Below are 24,205 nucleotides of genomic sequence, written 5' to 3'. Positions count from 1 at the left end.
GAGGACACCGTGAGACGCTGGCTATTCGTCCTTTTCCTCGTGCTGACACCAACCGCAGTGTTTGCTCAAACACCCGTGCCTGAAATCAAGGTCGATTCGAACGTCGACTTCCTCAAGCTGCCGCCGGATCTGCACTTCGGGGAGGTGTCCGGCGTCGCGGTCAACTCGAAAGGCCACGTGTTCGTCTTCTCACGCGGCACTACGACGGGCCCGGCTTATGGAGCGACGGCAGCTCAGTTGTTAGAGTTCGCGCCGAACGGGAAATTCATCCGGGAAGTCGGCAAGAACCTCTACGCGTGGTCATACGCGCACACCGTGCGGATCGACAAAGACGACAACATCTGGGCTGTGGATAAGGGCTCGGACATGATCGTCAAGTTCAACCCGGCGGGCCGAGTGGTGATGGTCTTCGGGCGCAAGAAGGAAGCATCCGATGAAGCCGTGCCGTGGACGCGCGTCACTCCGCCGCGGCCCGCGGTGGACGGTCAGTTCCGGCAGCCGACCGACGTCACCTGGGACACCGAGGGCAACATCTTTATCAGCGACGGGTACATCAACTCTCGGGTAGCCAAGTTCGACAAAAACGGCGCCTGGGTGAAGCAATGGGGCGATCGCGGAAACAAGCCGGGCGAATTCAACACGCCGCACAGCATCGCTTCGGACGCCAAGGGGAACATCTACGTCGCGGATCGCGGGAACCGGCGCATTCAGGTGTTCGATCCCAACGGAACATTCATTCGCGCGATGACGATCGATGTGCCGTTCGATCCGGCGACACGTCCGGCACAGGGCAACATGCCTTCACCGGAAGGGGCGGCGGCGCAGAACGGTGCGCCCTGGGCGATCTGCATAACGCCCGGGCCTAATCAGGTACTGTACTCGTCAGACGCATATCCTGGCAGATTGTATAAGCTCACGCTGGAGGGCAAAGTCCTCGGCGTCGTGGGTAAGTCGGGGAAGCAGCCTAAGCAGTTCGGATGGATTCACGAGATCGCGTGCCCGTCCGAGAACGAGGTCTACGTTGCGGAGCTGTTGAACTGGCGAATCCAGAAGCTAACGTTGCGTCTGGAGCCGCGGCAGACGTCCAGTCGGTGAAGTCCCTTCCTCAGCTACGCATGCACCGAGAGTACTCAGCTAGCAAGCGTGCAGATTAACTAGAATCCGAACGGCACTCGCCCGGCGCATAGCTTGGCAGGCAGGTTCCTGCGTTGACCCGCGCAGAACAGCTCGCGCATAATGCTCGTTGTGCGTGGCAGGTTGCCACACGGAGGAGATTTCAAAATGGCAACAGTTGACCCTAAGAAACCGTCGACAAGTGAGAAGGATAGAATGCACTTCCGCTTGGACCCGAAGATCAAGGCGCGCGTCGTCCGAGCTGCCGCGATTACCGGCCAGGGGCTGACCGACTTTGCCGTATCGACTCTCAGCGAGAAGGCAGACCAAATCTTGGAGCGCCATGACGCCATAGTGCTCACGAGCGAGGATTACAATTTCTTCCTGAGGGCACTGGCCGATGACAAGCAGCCATCGAAGCGCTCGCGCACCTCTGCCGAGCGATACCGCACGGGTCGTCGCAAAGGTGTGAGATACCACGTTGATAATTGAGCCCATTTCCCAATACGAGTGGTGAAGCAGGAAGAAATCCCCGAGGACAAGCCAAAGACTAAGCGAACAATTCCCGTAGTCCTCCTTGGACAGCTCGGGGTCGATGAAGCTTTTCACGGACATGGGCTTGGCGAGTTGTTATTGATGGATGCCCAAGCAAGAATTCACGAGATCTCAAGCCGTACCGGAGTTCGGGCCATGATGCTGGATGCTAGAACCGAGAGCTTGGCCCGATGGTATGAAAGGTATGACTTCGTTCGGTTTCCCGGACAGTTGCGCATGTTCAAGAGCATCGCTGCGATACGTCAGCTCGACTTACGAACAAGAGCGTGATAATCAATGAAAAGACCAGAAACTGTTAGACTTCCTAGCCTCTTGGTGCTACATTGGGCGTTAGGTCAACAAGGCTCAGACACCCAAGGAGGAGTCTGGTATGAAATCCACGTGGAAGCTCGTAGCCGTCGCGGCGTTTGCACTCGCTGCAGCCATCGCGATTCCTGCTGCCGCTGATTCAAACGAGGGTGCGGTTCCCGCGAAACCGACCTTCACCAAGGACATCCTTCCGATCCTCCAGAAGTCATGTCAGGAATGTCATCGGGCCGGAACCATGGCGCCGATGTCGCTCCTGACCTACGAGGACGCCCGGCCGTGGGCTCGCTCGATCAAGGAGAAGGTCGTCACTCGGTACATGCCGCCGTGGCATATCGACCGCACCGTCGGCGAGTACGATCCCGATCCTTCGCTGAGCGACGCGCAGATCGCCACCATCGCCAAGTGGGTGGACAGCGGCGCGCCGAAAGGCGATCCGAAGGATGCGCCTCCGCCGCGCGTGTTCCCGGCTGCTAACACGTGGGTGTTCGGCGAAGAACCGGACCTGGTGGTGACAAGTTCGGGATTCAACGTTCCGGCATTTGCCGCGGATCAGTACCCCAAGGTGGATGTTCCAACGGGGCTCACCGAGGACCGCTACGTCAAATGGATCCAGGTGATCCCAGAGGACCCGAAGGTCCTTCACCATGTCCTCATCTATGCAATTCAGAGCGAACCCGCCACCGGCGTTGTGCTCGGCGAAGCGCGACGGGGCCCGGGCACTGGCGGGCGGCCGAACAACAGTTCTCTCCTCACAGAGTATGCGAGGGGTAACGACGGAGACATCTTCACCAACGGCACTGCGAAGATGTTGAAGGCAGGGGGGAAGCTCCGCTTTAGCTTCCACTATCACCCCAACGGCGAGAAGGACGTCAACGAACACGCGAAGATCGGATTCAAGTTCTTTCCGAAGGGCTACACCCCGAAGTACTTGATCTCGACAAAAGGCATCTCATCCCCATCGACGTTGGCGATACCGCCAGGGGAAGCTAACGCTCGAAGTGATGCTTACTTTCGGCTAGAGGAACCCGCGAGGCTCGTCAGCTTCCAGCCGCATATGCACTATCGCGGAAAGCGGATGACGCTCGAGGCGATTCTTCCGACGGGCGAGGTGCAGTTGCTGACCGATGTCGCGCACTTCGTGTGGACCTGGCAGATCACCTATCCCTACAAGACCCCCCCGACGCTTGCCAAGGGCACCGTCCTCCACATGACGGCGTATCACGACAACTCGCCCGGCAACAAAGAGAATCCTGATCCGACGGCCTTCATCGGTTGGGGCGACCGGACGGTTGATGAGATGAATATCGGCTGGCTTGACTTCTACTACATCACCGATCAGGAATTCGCGGAACTACAAAAGCAGAAGGGCGGCAAGGCGAGAGAAACAGCTACGGCGAGCGGAAACCCGCAGTAACAGGGTACCGCGTGGGCGGCGAACACTATTAAGAGGAGAGGTCCTTTGCGAGGGTCTCTCCTCTTCGTGTTTTTCAGTATTCCATTTTCCATTTTTAATTTATCATTGCTCCGGGTGGTTCCGAGATCAATGACCAACAACAAATCGAAAATGGAAAATGTCCGTTATCCACTTTTCGGAGCGTTTGTCCGGCGTTACTTCTTCTCGCCCGCGGGACTAACCGTCACTTTGATCTTCACGCTGTTGGAGTGCTCCGTGTCCGTGGCGGACAGCTCCAACTCGTAAGCCCCCGCCTCGCTGAAACGTACGCGCGTGACCGGCCGGCTCGAGTCGGAAAACGTAACCGTACCGGGTCCACTGATCTTCCTCCACGAGACCGTCAGCTTGCTCTCTCTCGGCAGCCCATCGTCTTCAACGCTGCCGCTCAGCGAGACCTCCTGATCCAGGGGAGTGGCGAAGGACGTGGCCGCCAACGTGTCGGCGCCGGCATTGACGTCCGCGCGCGGATTGATCACCTGAATAGCCGGCGCGCGGTTGACGCAGACGCCCTTCGGCGCCTTTGCCAGGTCGAGACCACTCGTGGCCCGCTTCTCGCTGGCCAGCTCAAGTTCATAAAGTGGATCAAGCGTCTTTGCGGTCGTGGTGAAAGCCTTTCCGGCGAAACGCACGGCCCACTGGAGTTTGCCATCGAAATCGGCCGAGACCACGATGCTGCAAGCGAATCGATGCCGGCCTTTTAGAAACAGCAGCGGCTGGTTTCGATCGGCCGGACCGGGTAGGAAACTGTTGCCTTCGCCGGGCTGGATTCTCACGTCGACATGATTCATGTTGAAGTATCCGAACGATAAGGTGTAGGTGCCGTCTTTGTTCTTCACGTAGCCGTCGTACTGAAGGTAGATCGGCTGAGAAGCTTGAGCCGCCGCGTTCGGCGCGAATGAGCCGGCCACCATCAAGACCGCCGCGTACAGTGAGATTGTTCGTGACATTGTTCGTGACATGGCCGGTAGATTAGCACCATCAGGAAAGGATGGCGACAAGAAAATCCTCTACACGAGAAATCCCGGCCACGATTTTTCCCCATATGACGGTCAACTGTCGGGAGTCGGATAAACAGGCCTTATGTGATTCGTAGACAGGACCGAGCGTGGGCAGGCGAGCACGGCAATCATCTCACAATGGATTTGAGGGGTGTTGTACTCTCTCCGTTGAGGAGTAAATCGGGAGACTCAATACGACTCGGATGTATCCGGCGGTTCGGCTGGAACCAGTTCAATTCTTCGAGCCCACTTCTTGGCTCCCCTTTGCGTGTACTTGACCGTCGCAGAAGTGCCGGAGGTTATTGAACCGGGTTGGATAGCGTGGCCCGACTCTAGAATCGCGGTTCTTTCGTCGAAGGCGAGCATCATCTCTTCATAGTCGTTTACCAAAGTCAAAGTCCCGGCGCTGGGATCAACCGCCTGGATTTGTCCTTCTACGGTTTTCGTCTCTTCTACCAGGTGAGGCGCGGACTGACTCTGCCGCGATGGACGCATAGTGCTGCCGAGCCGAAGCCTGTAAACGAGAAAGCTCGACAAAGCAAAGACGATGAGAATAACGGTCAGGATTCGCGCCAGTTGATTCACGACCTTACTCCAGCGTGGTTTTCTGTCCGCTGACCGGCGTCCCGTTGCGTGTCGGACTCAGCGACAATACCCGTTCCATTCCATCTTCACCTCCGACGGGTCGAGAGGGATCAGAAAGACGTGAGCGGGTCAGCAACGGCGCCAACCCGCTACGCAAGTAATGAGCGTGCTCTTACGAGACTACTTCTTCTTGTTAGCGTTCTTGGTCATGCTGCCGCCCGAGGTTGAGGTCGCCGGCTTTTTGTGGTGGCGCTTCTTGTGATGCTTCTTGGCGGGAGTCTTCCTCATCGTTCCCGTGCTAGTTGCCGCCGCCGCCGGCTTTGGGGCCGGTTTGTTTTTGTTCTGAGCCGCCAACGCGGATGTCCCGGCAAGAGCTAATGCTAAAGCAAAACTGATAAGGATCCTTTTCATCAATTGTCCTCCGTAGATTTTTCTTGCCGCGGACCGATACACCTAAGGTTACGCTATTGTCGTCGGGCAAGTCGTCATTGCTCAGGTGCAAGGCGCGTTCCTGCCCTCTTGCTTGGAGGCTCTTCGGTTAAGTCCAAGTTCAAGTCGCTTTGATATGCGAGTCGTCAGAGTTTGAGAGCAGCACAGAAAGGGTTTTGCTGTGGCCGTTTTGCCGGCGACAAACAAAAGAGCCTCAAAGTAGCACAGACTCTAGTCTGTAATTGTGTCGCTCTATGCGCACCACCAATACAAACTAGGTGTATGCTACTCTCCGCTAAGCCAGTCACACAGACTAAAGTCTGCGCTACTCCGCGCTTTCCTTCAGGTTGATTCCGAACCGCTCGGCCATTCGATACAGAGTGCGGCGGTCTATGCCCAGCACCTCCGCCGCGCGAGTCCGGCTTCCGCCAACGTTCTGCAGCACGTGAATGATGTAACGTCGCTCGAGTTCATCAAGTGAAGGCAGGTCGCTGAACATCGCCTGAGTCTTGTTCTCGGGCGGCAGCGTTCGAGCTTGCTTCCGAACCTTCGCTGGCAAGTCCTCAGGCGTTATCACGTTTCCGCGAGCGTAAAGCGCGGCGTGTGCGATCGTGTTCTCGAGCTCTCGCACGTTGCCCGGCCATTCGTACTGATTCAGCACGGCAAGAGCTTCTTCCGAAATGGTGGTTGCTCGCGCGCCCGCTTCTCGCGCTTGTCTGAGGGCGTTCGCCGCCAACAGCGGCAAGTCTTCAGTCCGTTCACGCAACGGAGGCACGCACAGTGCGACGACACTCAAGCGATAGTAAAGGTCTTCTCTGAATCGGCCTTCTTTGACCTCGCGCTCGAGATCGCGGTTCGTGGCAGCCAGCACGCGCACGTCAACGCGAACCGGACGGGCACTTCCCACTCTGCGCATCTCGCCTTCCTGCAGGACCCGTAGCAACTTTACTTGCACGGACAGACTCGTCTCGCCGATCTCGTCCAAAAAAATGGTTCCGTTGTTTGCTTCTTCGAACAGCCCGCGTTTATCGGAAGTCGCGCCGGTGAAACTGCCTTTGACGTGCCCGAACAACTCAGACTCGAGCAGCGTCTCGGTGATAGCTCCGCAGTTGACCGCTACGAACGCGCTGTGGGCTCTCGGACTGTTACGGTGCATCGCGCGCGCTACCAGTTCCTTTCCCGTCCCGGATTCGCCGCTTATCAACACCGTCGAGCGCGAGGGCGCCACGAGCGCAATCTCTTTGTATAGCTCGATCATCTTGTGACTGTGACCGACCAGACCGGAAGCCTCGCTGTGCTCTTTGAGCAACACGGCCGCGGGCGCGCCCGCGTCTCGACCCTTGAGCGCACGGCGGGCGGTCGCGATAACTTCATTCACGTTGAACGGTTTGCTTACGTAGTCGAACGCGCCCTCGCGGACCGCTTCGACGGCCGTTTCGAGCGTCCCGAAACCGCTGATCAAGATGACTTCGGAATCTGAGGAGATCGCTTTGAACTCCTTGAGCAAAGCTATGCCGGAGGTGCGGGCGCCAAGGTTGATGTCGCTGACGATCAAGTCGAAGTGACTCTGCTCGACTGCGTCTCGAGCCCCTTCCGCACTCTGGCTCGAGGCGACCTCCCAACCTTCTTCAGCGAAAATCTCGGTGAGGAAGTTGCACGTCTCGAGATCATCGTCTATCACAAGGATCCGTTTCATTTATCCACCACTGCGGAGTCTTTCACCGTAAGCGTCACTAATTCGAGGTCTTCACCGCTCGATGACCCGTTCCCGTCCGAGGCCTCGGCGGCTTCGCCGGGCACGCGGAGTTTCGCCGCATCAAGCGGCAGCCTGATTCGAACCGTCGTCTCTCGACCGGGATCGCTTTCGACTTCGACTTCTCCGTTGTGCTCGGAGATTATCTGCTTTACGATCGTCAGCCCGAGACCGGTGCCCCGCCCGCGTTTGGTTGAAAACAGAGGGTCGAAGATCAGATCGATCTGATCCTCGGCGATTCCTTCGCCGCTATCAGCCAACACGATTGCCACCGAATCGCCATCGAGGCAGGTTGACACTCGCAGCTTTCCACCAAGCGGCATCGCATCGAGACTGTTGTTGATCAAATTGAGAAAGACCTGTTGCAACTGATCCGCATCGGCCTGGATCGGAGGAAGGCGCTCGCCAATCTCAGTCTGAAGCTCGACGTTGCGCGCCACCAACGTCGGCTGCGTTGCATCGAGTATTTGAGCCAGCAGTGAGTTGATGTCTGCAGGCTCGAGCCGGGGGACGGGTCTGCGTGTCGAATCAAGCATGGAACGGACTATGGTTGTAATCCTGTCGATCTGACCGGCGATAATATCGAGCCGCTGCATCACCCGTTCGTCGCGCGCGCGCGCGCGAAGCAACTGAACGTGACCCGATATCAGATTGAGCGGGGTGCCGACTTCGTGAGCAAACTGTGCGGCGAGTTGACCTGCCGCGGCGAGTCGTTCGAGTTGAGTCAACTGCCGCTGCATTTCGAACAATCGAAGGTTTGCTTCCTCAAGCTGCTCCTTGCGCTCGGCAATCTCCCCGGTGGCTTCGTGAACCCGGTCCTCGAGCCGGCGCTGCTCCAGGTTGAGCTGTTGAGTCATCTGCCGAATGCGGCCGAGCATTCGATTGAACCGCGAAGTCAGCAGCCCGATTTCATCAGGCGCGGTCGACTCAACCTCGGCTTCCAGATCGCCTGCCTCGGCCTTGGACATCGCCAGCAGCAGACTGTCGATCGGCTTGTAGACCATGTGCTTAAAAAGGAAGTAGGTCATCAACGTAATCGAGATAATCGCGAGCAGCATCAACGGCCACATCAAACGGCGAAGCTCCGCGGCCGAGCTGCGGCTCTCGTCGAAGGTAAGCAACACGTTAACGGTCCCAAAATGTGTCGGGCCGCCTGCGTCGAGCACATTGACCCCGGCGGTGGCGGTGATCAATTTGTTGGTGCCTTCTTGCCGGACCGAAACAACCTTGGATGTGTTGATTTGCTGCGAAGCGGCTTTCTCTTCATCGGCCGGCAGAGAACCGGCGTCGACTGGGATTCTGATGCGTTCTTCCCACCGGCCAGAGGCGACTCTTTGAAACACTCTCACTTCGGTTAGCTGCGGATTGGTCTTGGCGATCGTATCTTCGATTTCCTCTTGAACATCGGACCAGTCTGGAATGGTTGTTGTTGCTTCGGCTTCTTCCTGAAACTGCGCGCTCTTCTTGCGGCGTTCGATCCGAATCTTCTGGCGCTTTATGTGATGCTCGACCGTGTCCGCCAAGCGCGTGGCCAGCAGTTGAGCCTGGTCCCTCTCCTGCCGATCGCTCACTTTGGTTATCGCAAGATCAGAAAGAATGGCGATGACTGCAAAAACGATTACGAGCACGCCCGACGTGACGAGAGTGGTCCTGGTGTGCAATTTGAGCGGAGGGAGCTTGAGCGATCGCTTCGATTGCATGAGTGCCTACTCACTCGCGGGAGAGCTACGAAACGAGATTATAGTGCAAGTCAGCGGGTTAACAAGATGAAAGGGTCAGCTCAGCTCAGCTCCAGCTCAGCTCAACGATCTCTACAGGTGGAATGGCGGGTTACTAGGAGTTCAATGCCACGATCGGCGCGGCACGCGCCGGACGCAGAAACTCAGAGAGACGGGGAGCTATTCATAGGAGAACGACTTCGGAAGGCTCAGGTGCATCGCTGCATTAATATATCACCAATCCTCCTCATGATCTGCTTGATCTAGACTCTGATTGCCCTGTCAATTACTAGCCGTTCGTCGTATCTCAATCCGGTAGGCTCGAATGACCGAGAGTGTAATACCAATCGCCTTTACTTGTTAAACCAATGATCTGACACCTCAGTGCACTTAACATAATGACTTTCAGCAGCTTACGGACGCTACCGTGGAAACGTTGGGACACTAGGGAAGCGCCTTGATTAGTCGAAAGCCACAGTGCCTCATGATTTCTCGCTTCTGCGCCTGACTACCATTTCAACGGGAACCTCGCTTCTCCTCAACCACTGAAAACGAAATGCTCGAAGGGCCAAGAACCGATTTGCCGTTTGCAATGCGATCCGCCAAAACTCGGAAAGCCAATCCTTGGACTTTCGAAATCGCCTCGTCCCGCGTACTGCCGTGGAACTGCACGTCGAATGCGGGTATGTCGGCCAACCAGGTTCCGTCCTTCTCGCAGCTTAGCTTGATAGTGAATTTGTGATTAACCGGGCGGCCTGCATACTTGCCACGCTGTAGCTTGAGCTTGCTGAAGTCATACTCATCAAGCAAATCAACATCCCTCTCGATCATGCTCACTCCACCGTCACCGACTTCGCCAGATTGCGAGGCTGGTCGACGTCGCAGCCTCGGCGAACACCGATGTGGTAGGCAAGCAACTGGAGCGGAACAACCGAGAGTATCGGAGAAATCAAATCGCTCGCTCGTGGTATCTCGATCACGTGATCGGCTATCTCGCCGGGCTCGGTGTCGCCCTCGGTCACCACTGCGATCACCACGCCGTCGCGCGCCTTCACCTCTACCATGTTTGAAAGCGTCTTTTCGTAGCGCAGCTTCGAGGCCTCATTCGTTTCATCCCGAGTACAGATCACCACCACCGGCAGCTCTTCGTCTATCAGCGCGTTCGGGCCGTGTTTCATCTCGCCCGCGGGATAGCCTTCCGCATGAATGTAGGAAATCTCCTTGAGCTTCAGAGCGCCTTCGAGCGCGATGGGATAGTTGATGCCGCGGCCGAGATAAAGAAAATCCTGCGCGCGATGAAACTCGCGAGCAAGCTTCTCTACCTGATCGTCGCAGCCAAGCAACGTCTCCATTTTCACCGGCAGCCCGTTGAGTGCGTGCACATGCGCAAGCGATTCTTCGCCGGTCAGCACCCCGCGCTGCTGTCCGAGATGAAGCGCCAGCAGGTACAGCACGGTCATCTGGCTGGTGAAAGCTTTGGTCGAAGCAACGCCGATCTCGGGGCCGGCGTGGGTCAGGACCGTGCCGTGCGACTCGCGCATCAGCATCGATCCCCGCACGTTGCAGATCGAAAGTACCTTGGCGCCCTTCTCCTTCGACTCGCGCACCGCGGCAAGCGTATCCGCGGTCTCGCCCGATTGAGAGATTGCAATCATCAAAGTCTTGTCATCGATGATCGGATCGCGATACCGGAACTCAGACGCGTAGTCGACTTCCACCGGAATCCGCGCCAGCTCCTCGAGCATATACTTTCCTGCCATCGCCGCGTGCAAGCTCGTGCCGCAAGCAATCGCTTTGATCGACGTGAACTGGCGGAACTCGGCTTCGCTGATCTCCATCTCGTCCAGATAAACGCGACCCGTCGTCTGAGAGACCCGGCCGATTATCGTGTCGCGAACGGCGCGGGGTTGCTCGTAAATCTCTTTCAACATGTAGTGCTTGAATCCACCCTTCTCCGCTGCGATCGGGTCCCAGGTAATTCGCTGCACGTCGGGGGAAACTGGACTATTCTCAAAATCGGTAACCGACACGCCGTCCCGCGTGAGCACGGCTATTTCACCGTCGCCGAGATAGAACACATCGCGCGTGTGATACAGCAGCGGCGGAACGTCGGACGCCACGAAATACTCATTCTGACCAAGTCCGATTACGATCGGCGGCCCCTGCCGCACCGCTACGATCTTCTCGGGCTCGTCCGACGACATGATCGCCAGCGCGTAGATGCCGCGCAGATCGGCAACCGCTCGTCGAACGCTTGCCTCGAGCGTCGGTTGGCCTTCGTTAAGATACTTCTCAATCAAATGGGCGATCACTTCAGTATCGGTCTCGGTGACAAACGTGTGGTCCTCGGACTGGAGCTTGCGCTTGAGCGGAAGAAAGTTCTCTATGATGCCGTTATGGACAACAACCACTCGTCCCGAACAATCACGATGAGGATGGGCGTTCTCTTCGGTGGGCCGCCCGTGGGTGGCCCATCGCGTATGGCCTATTCCGTAAGTGCCGTCGAGCGGCTTCAATCGAATGGCTTCTTCGAGGTTGCGCAGTTTGCCTTCGGCGCGGCGAATCGTCAGGCGCCCCTTCTCGTCCACCACCGCGATGCCTGCCGAATCGTAGCCGCGATATTCGAGCTTCTTGAGTCCGTCGAGAATTACTCCGACGACTTGCTTATCACCGACGTAACCTACTATTCCGCACATCTGCTTCTTCCTTCCTTTTTTTCCCAGTCCTGAAGATGCGCTTACTTGAGCTTCTTCTTGACGACCGCGGGAACTCCGACCGCAAGCGAATCAGGCGGCACATCCCTGGTCACGACGCTGCCCGCGCCGGTGACCGAACCGCGCCCGATACGGACCGGGGCTACGAGCATCGTATCGCTTCCGATCTTCACATCGTCTTCGATGATCGTCTCGTTCTTGCGCACTCCGTCGTAGTTGCAGGTCACTGTGCCTGCGCCTATGTTGACGCGCTCGCCGAGCGTCGCATCGCCAAGATAGGTCAAGTGCGAGGCCTTAGAGCCTCGCCCGATCTTGGACTTCTTCACTTCAACGAAATTGCCAATACCTGCCTTTTCTCCGATCTCAGCTCCGGCTCGGAGGCGGGAGAACGGACCCACCGTCGCGCCCTCTCGGATCATGCTGTCCTCAATAACGCACGAGTTGCGAACCATGACGTTGTCGGCGATCTCGACATTCTTCATACGAGTCCAAGACTGAATCGTACAGCCCGAGCCGACGCGACTCGCGCCCTCAATGATTACCTGCGGATGGATCACCGAATCCAGGCCAACCTCGACGTCTTGATGAATGTAGGTCGTCGCGGGATCGACAATCGTTACGCCCGCCAGCATCAGCTCGCGGAGCTTTCGATCGCGAAGCTTGCGCTCCAGATCCGCAAGCTCGATTCGCGTGTTTACGCCAAGCACTTCTTCGGCGTTCGAGTGACACAGCAGCCCGGCCCTTTTTCCCTGGGCCTGAATTATTTTCGGCACATCGGTAAGATAGTACTCGCCCTGCGCGTTATCAGTCGTCAGGTGATCGAGGGCGGCAAGCAGCGCGGCTACCTCGAAGCAATAGATGCTTACTCCGACTTCGCGAATGGCAAGTTCTTCCGCCGAGCCATCTTTCTGCTCGACGCATCGAAGCAAGCGGCCGTCCTTATCTCGAATGATCCGGCCGTATCCGGTGGGATCATCCAGGATCACTGTCAGCAACGTCACGTCGTTCTTCTGACCATGATGAATGTCGACCACATGCTTCAGCGTGTCAGCTTGGATCAAAGGTGCGTCGCCTGGAATGATCACCAGCGTCGAGTTGTGACCAGCAAGTTGATCTCGCGCCGCCATTACCGCGTGGCCGGTGCCCCGCTGCTCGGCCTGTAGAACAAATCTCAACTCGGGCTGAGCATCAAATATCAGATCCGGCTGCGCCGCGCCGGCCGCCGTCAACCGCGCAGCTTCATCGCGCACGGCGCTCTCCACTTCCTCTGCTTGATGACCGACTACCGTGAAAATGGCTTCCGGACTTAGTTCGAAGGCCGCGCGCGCCACGTGCGAGACTAATGGCCGGCCAGCTAGCTCGTGCAATACCTTTGCTCGCCGCGACTTCATTCGGGTTCCTAGTCCAGCCGCCAATATCATCACGTCCGTCATAGATCCTCACTCAGTTAAACCGCGAGAAAGGCGGTGCTCATGTCGAGCAACCGGGTCTGTCTTCCGTCAAATGGCCGCCACTTTCATCGGCCCTTCAGGAAGGCGTTGGAAAGAGCCGACCGGACTTGATTCTACTCTCACGCTGAGGTTGGGGCGAGAGGTTTGTGTAGAGGAGGCAGCGCTGGAGGGCTGAAATCTCTGGGGTTCGTAGTCCCGCCTTCAGGCGGAAGTTCGTAGCGAGTTGGTCGTCGGATACAAACTTCCGCCTGAAGGCGGGACTACGAACTTAGGCAGTTATCCGAAGGGCAGACGTTTCGAGAAGCGTCCGGTCATCGCGCTGCGAGCGTTTCAGTTTGATGAATCTCCAGTAGCAGGCGCGCGAGCTTATCCGGGTCGTGGCGGACGAGGCCGTCTTCGTGGAGCACGTCGCGACACATGAGCTGAAAGCTATGAGTGCGTTCCGGGGTTTCAATGAAGCCTTGATGAAGCTCGTGCTCGAAGCAGCCTTGCGTCAATGAGTCGAACCCAACTTGCGCCGCACCATCGGCGAGATACTTCGCGCGAACCTCCTCGCTGATTGAGGTTGTGTTTACAAGCACGCAATCGACTTCGAGGTTCGGGCTGTATTCAAAAAGAGCTCTAAGGTGGTCTTTAACGTCGAAGCCTTCGGTTTCCCCGGGTTGTGTCATTATGTTGCAAACGTAGATTTTCAGGGCGGCTGAGTCGCGCATGGCGTCCACGATCCCATCGACGAGGAGGTTTGGAATGATAGAAGTGTACAGTGAGCCGGGACCGATAGTAATGATGTCGGCGTGCTTGATCGCGTCGAGTGTTTCGGGAAGCGGCCGGCAGACCTCGCTCGACAACCGCAGCCGCTTTATGCGCGAGCGCGACTCAACGATGTTCGTCTCGCCCTGAATCACGCGGCCATCCTCGAGTTCGGCTACCAGTGCGACATCCTGAACTGTGGAAGGAAATATCCTGCCCTTTATCGCCAGCACTTCGCTGCTAACCTTGATGGCTTCGAGAAAATCTCCAGTGATACCGGCGAGCGCTGCCAGGAAAAGATTGCCGAAGCTGTGCCCCGATAGATCGCCCTCTGACGTGAAGCGGTACTGGAAGAGTCTTGTCAACAAGTTTTCGTCTTCTGCAAGCGCGGCTATGCAGTTGCGAATGTCTCCCGGCGGAAGTATCTGAAATTCTTCTCGGAGTCTGCCCGAGCTACCGCCATCATCCGTGACCGTCACGACCGCTGTTAACGTTTCGATCCAGTAGGCGGCAGGCGCTGCATTGTGCAGGGCTTCCTTTCCTACGTACGCCTTCAGCCCGGAAAGAAGCGTCGAGAGTCCCGTACCGCCTCCCACGGACACAATCTTCAACCCTAAGTCTTCTTGCACCATCATAGAAACTACTTCGACGACTACTTGTCGATTTACTCATCGACGAGGTCGAAGCCGAACCCTGTTAGTTGTTGGAAGTCTTCATTGCCGCGGAGGCTGGCAAAGTCAAAGTCTCGGCGAGCGTGCGAGCGATGGACCGGACGAATGCCTATGGCGCGACGCAACGCGTCAAGAGCCTTGGAAGTGTTGTTCAGGCGGGCATAAGCAGCGGCGAGAGAATAGTAGATATGGTCCGCGCGAGGTTCGACTTTCAGCGCTTTCTCGAACAACTCGATCGCTTCGGTAGTGTTGCCCTTGTTCAGCTCGAACACCCCCTGGTTGTATAGCGCGTCCGGATTGCGCGGCACCGCAGGCGTGCGCGCGAGACGTTGTTCGCAAATCGCCAGATAAGTGCGGACGCGAGAAACAATCTCAGCCTGATCATTGAACTTCGAGAGCAGGCTCACGAACGTTGACTTCGCCGTAGCGAAGTCCTGTCGATTAAACAATCGCAATGCTTGCTCAAACGCGCGAACGGCTGCCAGAGTGCTCGGTGACGGGGGCTTCTTGGGCGGAGCAGGGAGCGGCTTCGGAACTAGCGCTCTTCGCCTCGCCGCCAGCATTTTCCGTGTCATCCTTGGCACGGGTTTTCTGGCCACACGCAACTTAATCGCTGTCTTCCGGCGCGAAGAACTCTTGGTGCGCGAAGAACTTTTAGTGATAGACACCTTCCTTCGCTTCGCTGGAGCAACCGTTATCTTTTTCTTCTTCGGCACAACTTTCTTGGCTGCACGGCCGCTGCTGAGTTTCTTAGCCGCAGTTGCTTGCTTACTCTTCTTGGTCTGCGGAAGTTTCTTCCCGATTGCTGCTTTCTTTGACTTTGGGGCGGCGGTGATTCTGCCGGGGCGCTTGGGTTTTCTCGAGGGAGCCTTCTTCCCTTTCGTCGCGCGGATTTTTCGAGACTCAGATGAGCGCTTCTTAGTCGCTTTAGTGATCAGGCCGCTCATCAGTTTCCTCGGAGTTGAGAATGATCCAGCTCCACCTTTAAATCCTGCACATACGCTAGTTTATGGCTGTTTTATATCAACAATTTGCCGGCAAGTCAAGAAAATACCTTGGCGTCCTTTGAAGACCCGCATGCCTGTTTTCCCCCGAGCTGAGTAGGGGTCTCTCCTGGAGCGGGGCGTAAGTGCCGAAATGCACGGACTTAGTGCAGAGGTACGAGACGCGTCGTCGTCAACAACGTCACCAATGCGCGGAAGCTCCACGATTTCAGCACTTAAGGACGAACACCCGATCTTTCTTGCAAGTCTCGTAGGTGTAACTGTATAATTTGCCGCGTTTAACCAAACTCGCTACCTGAAGAAATTTGGGCCGCAACTAATGAACAAAAACGAGCAGGCTGCGGGCGACCGGTCGACATCACGCTATGTGCCGTTGCGCGGAAAGACGGTCCTGGTGACCAGGCCTCGCGGGCAGTCCGAAGACATCGCCGCGCGCCTTGAGGCGCTTGGAGCAACCGTAATCCTATGCCCTACCATTGAGGTTGTTCCCCCCAGCAGTTGGGTTGCGCTCGACGCTTCAATTCAGGAAATCAAAGAATACGATTGGATCATCTTCACCAGCGCGAACGGCGTTCGGTTCTTCTTTCGCCGCTTAGGCGAAATTCGAAGCGACGGCGCCCAGGCGCTAGCCGGACTCGTCGTGTGCGCTATAGGTCCGGCGACCGCGCTCGCATTGGAGCGGGCGGGAGCCATCGCGCAGGTCACGGCCTCCGACTCCAAGGCAGAAGGCGCCCTGATGGCAATCATCGATTACCTTGGAGGAGATGAGAATGTCAGGGGTTTGAGATTCTTGATCCCGCGGGCGCGCGTAGCGAGGGACTTTCTGCCGGCTGGCCTGCGCAGGCTGGGCGCTCGCGTAGACGCTGTGGAGACATATCAAACGGTCAAGCCGGATGTCGAGCCGGGAAGCGTCCTCCGCATCTTCAAAGAAAACTCGATTGACGTGGTTACCTTCACCAGCTCGTCTGCACTATCGAATTTCGCTGCGCTCGTTGGATTGACTGATCTCTCCGATCTGTTAGCAAACATGCTCGTCGCGTGCATCGGACCGGTTACCGCCGAGACCGCGGCGAGCCACGGTCTTAAGAGAGTCATTCAACCGGACCTGTACAATACAGATGCGCTCGTAGCTTCGATAGTAAAATCAATCGGGCAAGAGTAAGAGGCGCAACGCGATTTCTGATTCCTCAGGTTGCAATAATCTCCTCGGGCCACGTTCGCTAAACGGGTTCGCTTCGGTGTAGCGATGGAAAAAACGCGCAGAATGATTCATCGTAGTTCGATGTCTTGTGCATCGCTTCTTTTACTAGCCGTTGCCGGTCAGGCATTCGCGACTGTCGCTGACCCGGGACCACCGCAAGGTAAGCAAAAGTCTTCCGAGGAACAAGCCGTTCGGCTCAACGCGACTCTGGTGCAAGTCCCGGCCGTAGTCACAGACCGCAGCGGGAAGTTCGTTAGCGACCTGCATCAAGGTGATTTCGTGGTTTCCGAGGATGGAAAGCGGCAGGACATTTCCTTCTTCGCGGCTGTCAAGCAACCCTTCAGCGCCGTTCTGGTGTTGGACACGTCGAACAGCGCGCAGGACAGACTGAGGGCGATTCAGGGCGCGGCAGTCAACTTTACCAGCCAGCTCAGGCCTGGTGACCGCATGATGGTTATCTCTTTCGATCACGAGGTTCGAGCGCTGACCGACTTCACCGAGGATCAGGCTGAACTGGAGCATGCGATCAGAGGTACAGAATCAGGTTTCGGCAAGCTGTTCTATGAAGCCATCGCGCGCGCCCTCGATCAGTTGAAAGACGTCGAAGGCCGCCGTGCGGTCATTGTATTCAGCGACGGCGTTGATATGCGCAGCATCGAAGCGACCGCCGAAGGCACTACCCGGACCGCTGAAGAGATCGGCGCGGTGATTTATGCTTTGCACTTCGACTCAAGATGGTGGATCGAAGCGAATGCACGCCGGCAAGAGATCGAACACCCGAAACGTAAGACGCCATTCGATGTGGACGGGCGGATACCGCTCCCTCCCGACTTTGGCGGACCCGATCCTACGCCGACCGGTCTACCAAAGCCTAACGCTCCCCGAATCGAAATCGGCCAACCGCGAAGGCCGCCGGTTGTCTACGACCCGAATGGCCCAGGCAGCGGAACTCAGCGTACACCCAGTACGGAGCCTCCGGACCAGATCACTTCGACGCTCGACAAGCTCTATGGCGAGGCCGATTCTTATCTGCAAACGATCACAACGCGCACCGCAGGCAGACTCTATCTCGCGGACACCTTCAACGATACGCGGGCCGCTTTCACCGCCATCGCGGAAGAGCTGCGCAACCAGTACTTGATCGGCTACTACTCGACGAGCAGTAAACGGGATGGCAAATATCACAAGATCAAACTCGAGTTAGCGCGCAAAGGTGTTGACGTGCGCGCGCGTCCCGGCTACCGGGTCACTGATCAAGCCCCACGCTGATGTTCTCTTCGCTTCCGTGACGTTATCAAACGACTCGTACACTAATTCGTGTATGACCTTCAATAATATTTGGCCGACCAGGTCAACCCCGCGCCCCGCGTAGAAGCTAATCTCTCCTTGCCCTGAATGACTTGGACCCAACCCGTAACATTTCAGCCGGCTTAGGCACGGTGGTTGCCCAGGAATCGGCCGCCCAAGCCAGTGGAACACGAAGTCTTTGATCGAGGAAGAATCATGAAGCGCACTCTCTGCTCGAGCCTCACACCATTCCTACTCATTGCGATCCTGTTCATTTCGTGCACCGCGTTCGCGCAGACGACCAACTCACTCGAGGATGAATCAGCGGATGTAGATGACTCGGCGCCGGTTGCTCGAGTAGCGCGATTGAGTTTCGTAGAGGGCGACGTTTCGTTCCTTCGCGCCGGAGTGACCGAATGGGCGCCCGCTGTCGAAAACCTGCCTTTGCTGGCCGGCGATCAACTGTACGCGGGGCGTGGAGCGCGTGCCGAAGTTCAACTCGGGCGAGGCAACTACATCAGGCTTTCGGAAAGCACTGAGCTGACGATCGCCGAGCTGTCGGATACCTCAGCGCGGTTCGAAATCACCGAAGGAACCGCCATCATTCGTATAGAGCGTCTCGCTACAGCCTTCCGCCGCTTCGAGATCGACACACCCAGTACTGCGGTCGTGGTTCAGCAAGACGGGCTCTATAGAATCGAAGTCCGCGGCGAAAAGGACACGACGCTGATCGTTCGCCGCGGTGAAGCCGAGGTGTCGACCGACGAAGGAAGCTTCAAAGTGCGCGAAGGTCACAGGCTGATGGTTGATGCATCGAGCGGCGGCAGACTCGAACTCGCCGTGGACACAACCCAGGATGACTGGGATCAGTGGAGCCACGACCGTGACACGACGATTGCTCGTACGAGCGCTGACCTTGCGCCCGACTACGTTACCAACTACGAGACGAACTATAACGACTTTTATGGAGTGAGCGACCTCTCCAGCTATGGAACGTGGACGAACTATTCCTCTTACGGTCAATGTTGGATACCGCGAGTCGGCTCCAATTGGGCGCCGTATCGTTCGGGCCAATGGCTCTGGATACCGGCTGCAGGTTGGACGTGGCTGTCAAGCGAGCCATGGGGTTGGGCTCCGTATCACTACGGTCGATGGTCATACTTGTCCGGACTTGGATGGGCTTGGATACCGGGCTTCGGCTCGGCCTATCGCGGATACGGTTCCAGAGACTTCCATTGGCGTCCCGCGCTTGTTTTCTTCTTCAATAGTCCGACTCCACGTGGCAACTACGTTGGATGGTACCCGCTCGCGCCTGGGGAGCGCTGGCGCAGACATGATCATCGGCGAGGAGATGACCAGGCACGGCTGCCATACCCGGGTCCGCGAGACGGCGGGCGAAGACCGGGCGACGGCAGACTCGGCATTAGGCTTCCGCGCCAACACCCCGGCATGACAATTCTTCCCGCCGAGGGATTCACCAGAGGAGATCGCTCAGTGCGTCCGGGGGCGCCCGGGCGTGAGCTTTCAGACTGGATCAACAAAGGCGCGCGCGCCGGGTTGCCTCAGATCACGCCAACTCCCGTGGCGGTAGCGCCTGCCCTCGACGAAAACGATCGCCGCCGGTCTCGTCGCATCGCTGTGCCTTCTAGCGAGATCATCCGGCGCTCAGTCGTCACCCGCAATCAAAATGCGGATTCGCCGGCGCGACTTGGCGACGCGCGCGAGCGCCGCCTCATCTCGCCGCGTAACCCTGGTGTAATCACGCAAGGCCCGGCATTGATTGAGCGGGGCTCAGAGCGAAGAGCGGATCGAAAGCCAAGACCGCCGGCGACAGTTGCCGGCTCGCAACCCGGCTTCGATTCCGTTGGCGAGCGAAAGCCGAAGATGCGGATCCAGCTTCCGGCTCCGTCGGAGAAAGTGAACGACGACCGCTCGGCGCATCCCCGCAAGCGAGCCAATGAAGGGGACTCTGCCGGGGAACGGCCCGCCCAGACCTCCCAAGGAAGCGCGGAGGGGACCGCACGAGAGAGGCGGCGCACGCGACCTGAGCCTCCAGCGACGGCTGCGCCCAAAGAAAGCGCTCCATCGGGAGGGCAAAGCGATAACGAAACCCGCTCGCGTGAGAGAAGACACCCAACTAGCGAGCCGAAACCGAATGAGGACACGCGACAGCGAACTCGCGCGGAAGAACCTGCCAGATCTCGCGACAATGGCGCATCTACTCCGCGAACAGAGCCGCCGCGAGAGCGACCTAATGCCGAGAACCGCGACCAGGCGCGGCAAGAACGTCATCAAGAAAAGCAGGAACGCCAACAGCAGCAGGAGCAGCGCAGAAAACCCTGAAGAACTGAAGTGAGACTCCGTGATGCGTGACAACTTCTCGCGAGACGGATAACTGATCACGCATCACACTTTTTTTCGGTGGCACGGACTGGGCGGATGAAAAAGCGAACTCAGTAAAAGACACCCCATCTGCTTCATCCTCCTTCGCTCCTTCCTCCGCCTGGTCGGCGCCATCGGACGAAACCAGAACCAGTACCGGCCGTAGCTGTTGGCTTTACTCGGTGCCAAACGACCCATCAATTTCTAATCGCTTTGGAAGGAGGCACCTATGAACCCTCACCGAATAGCCGTACTCTCGCTGTCGATCATTTCAACTTTGAGTGTGTTGTTGAGCGTGGCCGCGCAGTCGCCAAACAACACGCCCTCTCGCGGCAAGAACGGGAGCACCCAGGAACGCAAGCTCGAAGACACCAAACGTGAAGGCGCTCAACAGCAGAAGCCCGCCAGCTTGCCACTACAAAACACCGGCAGCATTCAACAGACGATGGGTGACTCGCCTGGCGGAGCCGGCGAGAACATCAGGCTGGCCGTAGACCTGGTCGTCCTCGATGCACAAGTAATCCAGCAGAAGACCGGCCGTGTAGTCGGCAGTCTCACGAAGGAAGACTTTGTGCTCGCGGAAGACGGAGTCAGACAGCAGGTAACTCAATTCAGTCAGGACACGCTCCCGCTCTCGGTGATTCTGCTAATCGACCGCGGCGGATGCCTTGATCCTTTCAGCGAAAAGGTGCGCCACGCGACTCTGGCGGCGCTCGAGAGGCTCAGGCCGCAGGACGAAGTAGCCCTGATGTCTTTTGCCAATACCACCGAGTTGGTTACCGGTTTCGGCCGCGGGAAAGACAGGGTCCTCGCAGGTCTGGATCACTTGCCTCCTCACGACGAGAACGCCGGCCATTGCTTCAACCGCGCTTTCTATGAGTCAGCGGATTACATGCGCAGGGCGGGAAATCCAGATGGCCGCCGGGTGATAATAATGATCACCGGCATCACGACTTACTTCGACTGCGCTGGGCCGTCCGCGGACGATGCGCGCATGGCGGTGCTTGAGTCAGGGAGCGTGGTGTGCGGGATCATACCCAAGACCGCAGGCCAACGAATGGAGAACGGAATCATGATCGCAGCGGCCGGCATCGGAGGCTTGTTCAAAGCGAAAAGCTCCAACCTCAAGCAACTTGCCGAGGAGACCGGCGGCGAAGTCCTGACCGACAAACCGGATAACCTGGATCGCGTCTTCAACAGTCTGATCGATCATCTCCGCACGCGGTACACGCTCGGCTTTGTGTCTACAAACAGGAAACGCGACGGGAGCTTTCGCAGGCTAAAGCTCGAGCTCGCTCGTCCCGTTCAAAAGAGCGATGACAGACTGGTCATCAAGACCAAGCGCGGATACATCGCCGCAAAGGAGCCGGGACAAAGCCAGAAAACACCCCGTACGAAATAGGTCTACTCAACACACGAAGCACGCCCCTAAACAAGGAGCGTCAGCTTCCAAGCCGGCGTCGTCGTTAGCGTGGCCGTATGAAGAGGTGGTCTCTTTTTGCCAGAGCGCGGCTGTCAAATCAGGTTGTAACGCCTGGCTACGCGGTGGGTCGAGCAACTCAAACAGCTTATCCATTGTTTGTTCCGCGACCGCTTCCTTGACACTCCTTTGACCCGCCGATAGAGTCGCTCGCTATGAGCGACCCGCTCGACGTCGCCAGAAACATATTCATTAACGACGAAAGCGAGCTGCGTTCCGGTTGGCGCGTACTCGCTTTCTTCCTTGTCTTCATTCTCGCGGCTTCACTGCTGACGGGCCTGGCCAAAGCTTTCGCGATGCTCTTCCCGTCACTCGACTCCTTACTCGTCGAGCCTTCCGATTCCGGCCATCTCAGCCGCCCCGAATTGTCTTATCTCGCCGGCAGCAATTTCGGGAACCTTGCCGCAGCGGTGATCGCATCGGCAGTCTGCGCGCGAACGTTGGAGCGCCGCAGCCTCGGGTCAGTGGGGTTCAGGCTTCATCGAGGCTGGCGCCCGGACTTCGGATTAGGTTCGTTGATGGGAGCGGCCTCGCTGGCAATTGCGGTTGGAATCGCAGCAGCAACCGGCGCTTTCAGCTTCGGAGTGCACACGCGGGATGGAGCACAAATCGCACGCGGTTTCATAATCGTGTTTCTGTTTTTTCTCAGTTCGGGCGCGACCGAAGAGCTGATTTTTCGCGGGTTCCCGTTTCAAGCTTTGGTACACAATCTGGGCGGGGGAACAGCGGTCGCTATGACGTCCGTTATTTTTGGGCTGGTACACATCTGGAATCCAAGCGCCACCGCCCTCTCGACTATCAACACGATTCTTGCAGGACTCTGGCTCGGGTTAGCTTACTTGATGACGCGAAGCCTCTGGCTTGCGACTGCGCTTCACTACTCGTGGAATTTTGCGATGGCGTTTATCTTCGGCCTGCCGGTAAGCGGTTTAACAACGCTCAATGAACTCGCATGGCTACGGGGCAGCATCGGAACGCCCTTGTGGGTATCAGGCGGCAGCTACGGACCCGAAGGTGGCGTGGCGGCAACTGTGGCGTTGATCTTATCCACGCTGGCGATCTGGAAGAGCGGGCTGTTTACCCCTTCCGAGGAAATGATATCCGCGATCAAACATGGCAAACGCGAGCCAGCTTTCGCAAGCATTACTCCCGAGGAACAACCGCCATCCGATCTGCAGCCTTCTGAGGGGGAATCGAATCCCAGCCCCAGCTAGTTTGGTGGTGAAAGAACGAGGCCCACCTGCCGGCTATGCGTAGCCGCAGGTGGGCCTTCACACTGTTTCATCAACTGCGCGTTCTTAGGCGTTCTTCTCGGCAATGTCGCCGATAATAGGGAGCTTCCACATCTGTCCCTGATATGCTTTGATCATGCAGATGATATAAAGGGCCAGGAGAGCGACGCCGACAACCAAGCGGACAAGCAGCAAGAGGCCAAATCCGCCGGCTTCCACTACTCCGCTAGTAGTGACCGCCATACCGGTTCCCAGAATCTGAAAAATAATCCCGACGACGAATCCTAACCCGAAAAGCAGCAGGCCCTGTATCGCGTGAAAGCGCACAAAGCGACTCTCCTTCGGCTCCGTGGCCAGCCAGAGAATACAGAAGATCAGGTCAGCCAGACACAAGCAGGGCAGCATATAGCAAAGCAAACCGGCTACGTTGTAGTCCAGGTTCATCACTTTCGTCTTGCCCGTGGGCGCGCTCGGCGGTGGATAGCCTCCGCCCTGATAACCTTGAGGACCACCCGGTGGATAGCCATTCGGCGGCTGATTGCTCATTCGTTCATCCCCCTTTTTTCAACGGTGATTTGAGATCAGGAGCCCGTCTCGACGCGCAATATTACTAAAGACCATCACGAGTCACAAGCACAACCTATCGAGCGCTCTCCGGTCACTTGTCGATTTTCTCCGGGTCGCGCACCTCGACGTTTTCTTTCGACACCTCGATCATCGACCCACCCGCTTGCTCGATGTAGTACACGTCCCCACGCCTCGAGGTATGGCCTTCGCCCCTGATGATGCCGATGTAGTATTTCGTCCCTTTGTCGAAGGCAAGCTTCCCCGCCATCGGGCTTTTCTTTTCTTTCTTATCGAAGTAGCGGTCGAACATCGTCCCGCCGTACTGGAAGTAAGTAAACGTGTTCACCGCAACAAGTCCGGCGACAAGCGCCAACGCTGTCCCGACGATCAGCGTTCTAATCCGCCGCCAGGAAAACAACCGCTCGTCGCCGTCGTCATCTTCTTTTCGATTGAACATTGGCGATTGGCCGCCCTGGAAACGCAGGCGTTCAGAGTTCAAGCTTCAGCTTGCTTCCAGGGCTTTACCCGATCGAATCACGCAAGCTGAAGCTTG

21 protein-coding genes are annotated in these 24,205 nt (G+C 57.4%); 9 read left to right on the top strand and 12 right to left on the bottom strand.

What is annotated here, in order from left to right:
- Window positions 1–9 precede the first annotated feature (9 nt).
- The 3 genes from AABO57_04595 to AABO57_04585 all read left to right on the top strand — a co-directional run bounded on the left by AABO57_04595 (window position 10) and on the right by AABO57_04585 (window position 3,391).
- The gene (locus AABO57_04595) at window positions 10–1,095 is read left to right on the top strand and encodes a peptidyl-alpha-hydroxyglycine alpha-amidating lyase family protein (GenBank protein MEK6284999.1); all 1,086 of its coding nucleotides are present in this window, start codon (window positions 10–12) and stop codon (window positions 1,093–1,095) included.
- Window positions 1,096–1,281: 186 nt separating this feature from the next.
- Window positions 1,282–1,605 (top strand): DUF1778 domain-containing protein, encoded by a 324-nt coding sequence (locus tag AABO57_04590; GenBank protein ID MEK6284998.1) that lies wholly within the window; start codon window positions 1,282–1,284, stop codon window positions 1,603–1,605.
- Window positions 1,606–2,038: 433 nt separating this feature from the next.
- Window positions 2,039–3,391, top strand: a complete 1,353-nt coding sequence (locus tag AABO57_04585; GenBank protein ID MEK6284997.1) for a hypothetical protein — start codon at window positions 2,039–2,041, stop codon at window positions 3,389–3,391.
- Window positions 3,392–3,585: 194 nt separating this feature from the next.
- Here AABO57_04585 and AABO57_04580 read toward each other — a convergent pair whose 3' ends face one another.
- The 10 genes from AABO57_04580 to AABO57_04535 form a co-directional block, all read right to left on the bottom strand.
- Window positions 3,586–4,377 (bottom strand): hypothetical protein, encoded by a 792-nt coding sequence (locus AABO57_04580; protein ID MEK6284996.1) that lies wholly within the window; start codon window positions 4,375–4,377, stop codon window positions 3,586–3,588.
- A gap of 240 nt (window positions 4,378–4,617) precedes the next feature.
- Complete coding sequence (locus AABO57_04575; GenBank protein MEK6284995.1) at window positions 4,618–5,013, bottom strand: hypothetical protein; 396 nt, start codon at window positions 5,011–5,013, stop codon at window positions 4,618–4,620.
- Window positions 5,014–5,193: 180 nt separating this feature from the next.
- Complete coding sequence (locus tag AABO57_04570) at window positions 5,194–5,424, bottom strand: hypothetical protein (GenBank protein MEK6284994.1); 231 nt, start codon at window positions 5,422–5,424, stop codon at window positions 5,194–5,196.
- A gap of 343 nt (window positions 5,425–5,767) precedes the next feature.
- The gene (locus AABO57_04565) at window positions 5,768–7,138 is read right to left on the bottom strand and encodes a sigma-54 dependent transcriptional regulator (GenBank protein MEK6284993.1); all 1,371 of its coding nucleotides are present in this window, start codon (window positions 7,136–7,138) and stop codon (window positions 5,768–5,770) included.
- Complete coding sequence (locus AABO57_04560) at window positions 7,135–8,895, bottom strand: ATP-binding protein (protein ID MEK6284992.1); 1,761 nt, start codon at window positions 8,893–8,895, stop codon at window positions 7,135–7,137. The genes AABO57_04565 and AABO57_04560 overlap by 4 nt, the downstream gene beginning before the upstream one ends.
- A 534-nt stretch (window positions 8,896–9,429) precedes the next feature.
- A complete protein-coding gene (locus tag AABO57_04555; GenBank protein MEK6284991.1) occupies window positions 9,430–9,744 on the bottom strand; it encodes a hypothetical protein in 315 nt (104 codons plus the stop codon).
- A gap of 2 nt (window positions 9,745–9,746) precedes the next feature.
- Window positions 9,747–11,609, bottom strand: coding sequence for a glutamine--fructose-6-phosphate transaminase (isomerizing) (gene glmS / locus AABO57_04550; GenBank protein ID MEK6284990.1), 1,863 nt, complete (start codon window positions 11,607–11,609; stop codon window positions 9,747–9,749).
- 41 nt (window positions 11,610–11,650) lie between these two features.
- Window positions 11,651–13,060: a bifunctional UDP-N-acetylglucosamine diphosphorylase/glucosamine-1-phosphate N-acetyltransferase GlmU gene (gene glmU / locus AABO57_04545; protein MEK6284989.1), complete on the bottom strand. Its 1,410-nt coding sequence runs from the start codon at window positions 13,058–13,060 to the stop codon at window positions 11,651–11,653.
- A gap of 329 nt (window positions 13,061–13,389) precedes the next feature.
- Entirely contained in the window at window positions 13,390–14,463 is a 1,074-nt protein-coding gene (locus tag AABO57_04540; protein MEK6284988.1) for a gluconeogenesis factor YvcK family protein, read from the bottom strand.
- A 29-nt stretch (window positions 14,464–14,492) separates the two neighbouring features.
- Window positions 14,493–15,074 (bottom strand): tetratricopeptide repeat protein, encoded by a 582-nt coding sequence (locus AABO57_04535; GenBank protein ID MEK6284987.1) that lies wholly within the window; start codon window positions 15,072–15,074, stop codon window positions 14,493–14,495.
- 64 nt (window positions 15,075–15,138) lie between these two features.
- On the opposite strand from AABO57_04535, the gene AABO57_04530 reads away from it, so the two are divergent.
- The 6 genes from AABO57_04530 (at window position 15,139) to AABO57_04505 (ending at window position 23,067) form a co-directional block, all read left to right on the top strand.
- On the top strand, window positions 15,139–15,603 hold the full coding sequence (locus AABO57_04530; GenBank protein MEK6284986.1) for a hypothetical protein: 465 nt from the start codon (window positions 15,139–15,141) through the stop codon (window positions 15,601–15,603).
- Between the two features lie 219 nt (window positions 15,604–15,822).
- Window positions 15,823–16,665: a uroporphyrinogen-III synthase gene (locus AABO57_04525; protein ID MEK6284985.1), complete on the top strand. Its 843-nt coding sequence runs from the start codon at window positions 15,823–15,825 to the stop codon at window positions 16,663–16,665.
- Window positions 16,666–16,767: 102 nt separating this feature from the next.
- A complete protein-coding gene (locus AABO57_04520) occupies window positions 16,768–17,973 on the top strand; it encodes a VWA domain-containing protein (protein MEK6284984.1) in 1,206 nt (401 codons plus the stop codon).
- Between the two features lie 234 nt (window positions 17,974–18,207).
- Window positions 18,208–20,334, top strand: coding sequence for a DUF6600 domain-containing protein (locus AABO57_04515; protein ID MEK6284983.1), 2,127 nt, complete (start codon window positions 18,208–18,210; stop codon window positions 20,332–20,334).
- A gap of 268 nt (window positions 20,335–20,602) precedes the next feature.
- Window positions 20,603–21,775 carry a VWA domain-containing protein gene (locus tag AABO57_04510; GenBank protein MEK6284982.1) on the top strand — a complete coding sequence of 391 codons (1,173 nt, stop codon included), beginning with the start codon at window positions 20,603–20,605 and terminating at the stop codon, window positions 21,773–21,775.
- A gap of 233 nt (window positions 21,776–22,008) precedes the next feature.
- Window positions 22,009–23,067 (top strand): CPBP family intramembrane glutamic endopeptidase, encoded by a 1,059-nt coding sequence (locus tag AABO57_04505; protein ID MEK6284981.1) that lies wholly within the window; start codon window positions 22,009–22,011, stop codon window positions 23,065–23,067.
- A gap of 84 nt (window positions 23,068–23,151) precedes the next feature.
- On the opposite strand, the gene AABO57_04500 is transcribed toward AABO57_04505, so the two are convergent.
- Window positions 23,152–23,631, bottom strand: a complete 480-nt coding sequence (locus AABO57_04500) for a hypothetical protein (protein MEK6284980.1) — start codon at window positions 23,629–23,631, stop codon at window positions 23,152–23,154.
- Between the two features lie 112 nt (window positions 23,632–23,743).
- Window positions 23,744–24,109: a hypothetical protein gene (locus tag AABO57_04495; GenBank protein MEK6284979.1), complete on the bottom strand. Its 366-nt coding sequence runs from the start codon at window positions 24,107–24,109 to the stop codon at window positions 23,744–23,746.
- Window positions 24,110–24,205: the final 96 nt, after the last annotated feature.

It is taken from the genome of Acidobacteriota bacterium, assembly GCA_038040445.1.
GTDB classification, from domain to species: domain Bacteria; phylum Acidobacteriota; class Blastocatellia; order UBA7656; family UBA7656; genus Onstottus_A; species Onstottus_A frigus.
Note: the sequence above shows the minus strand (reverse complement) of the source record. Positions and strands in the feature narration are given on the sequence as shown.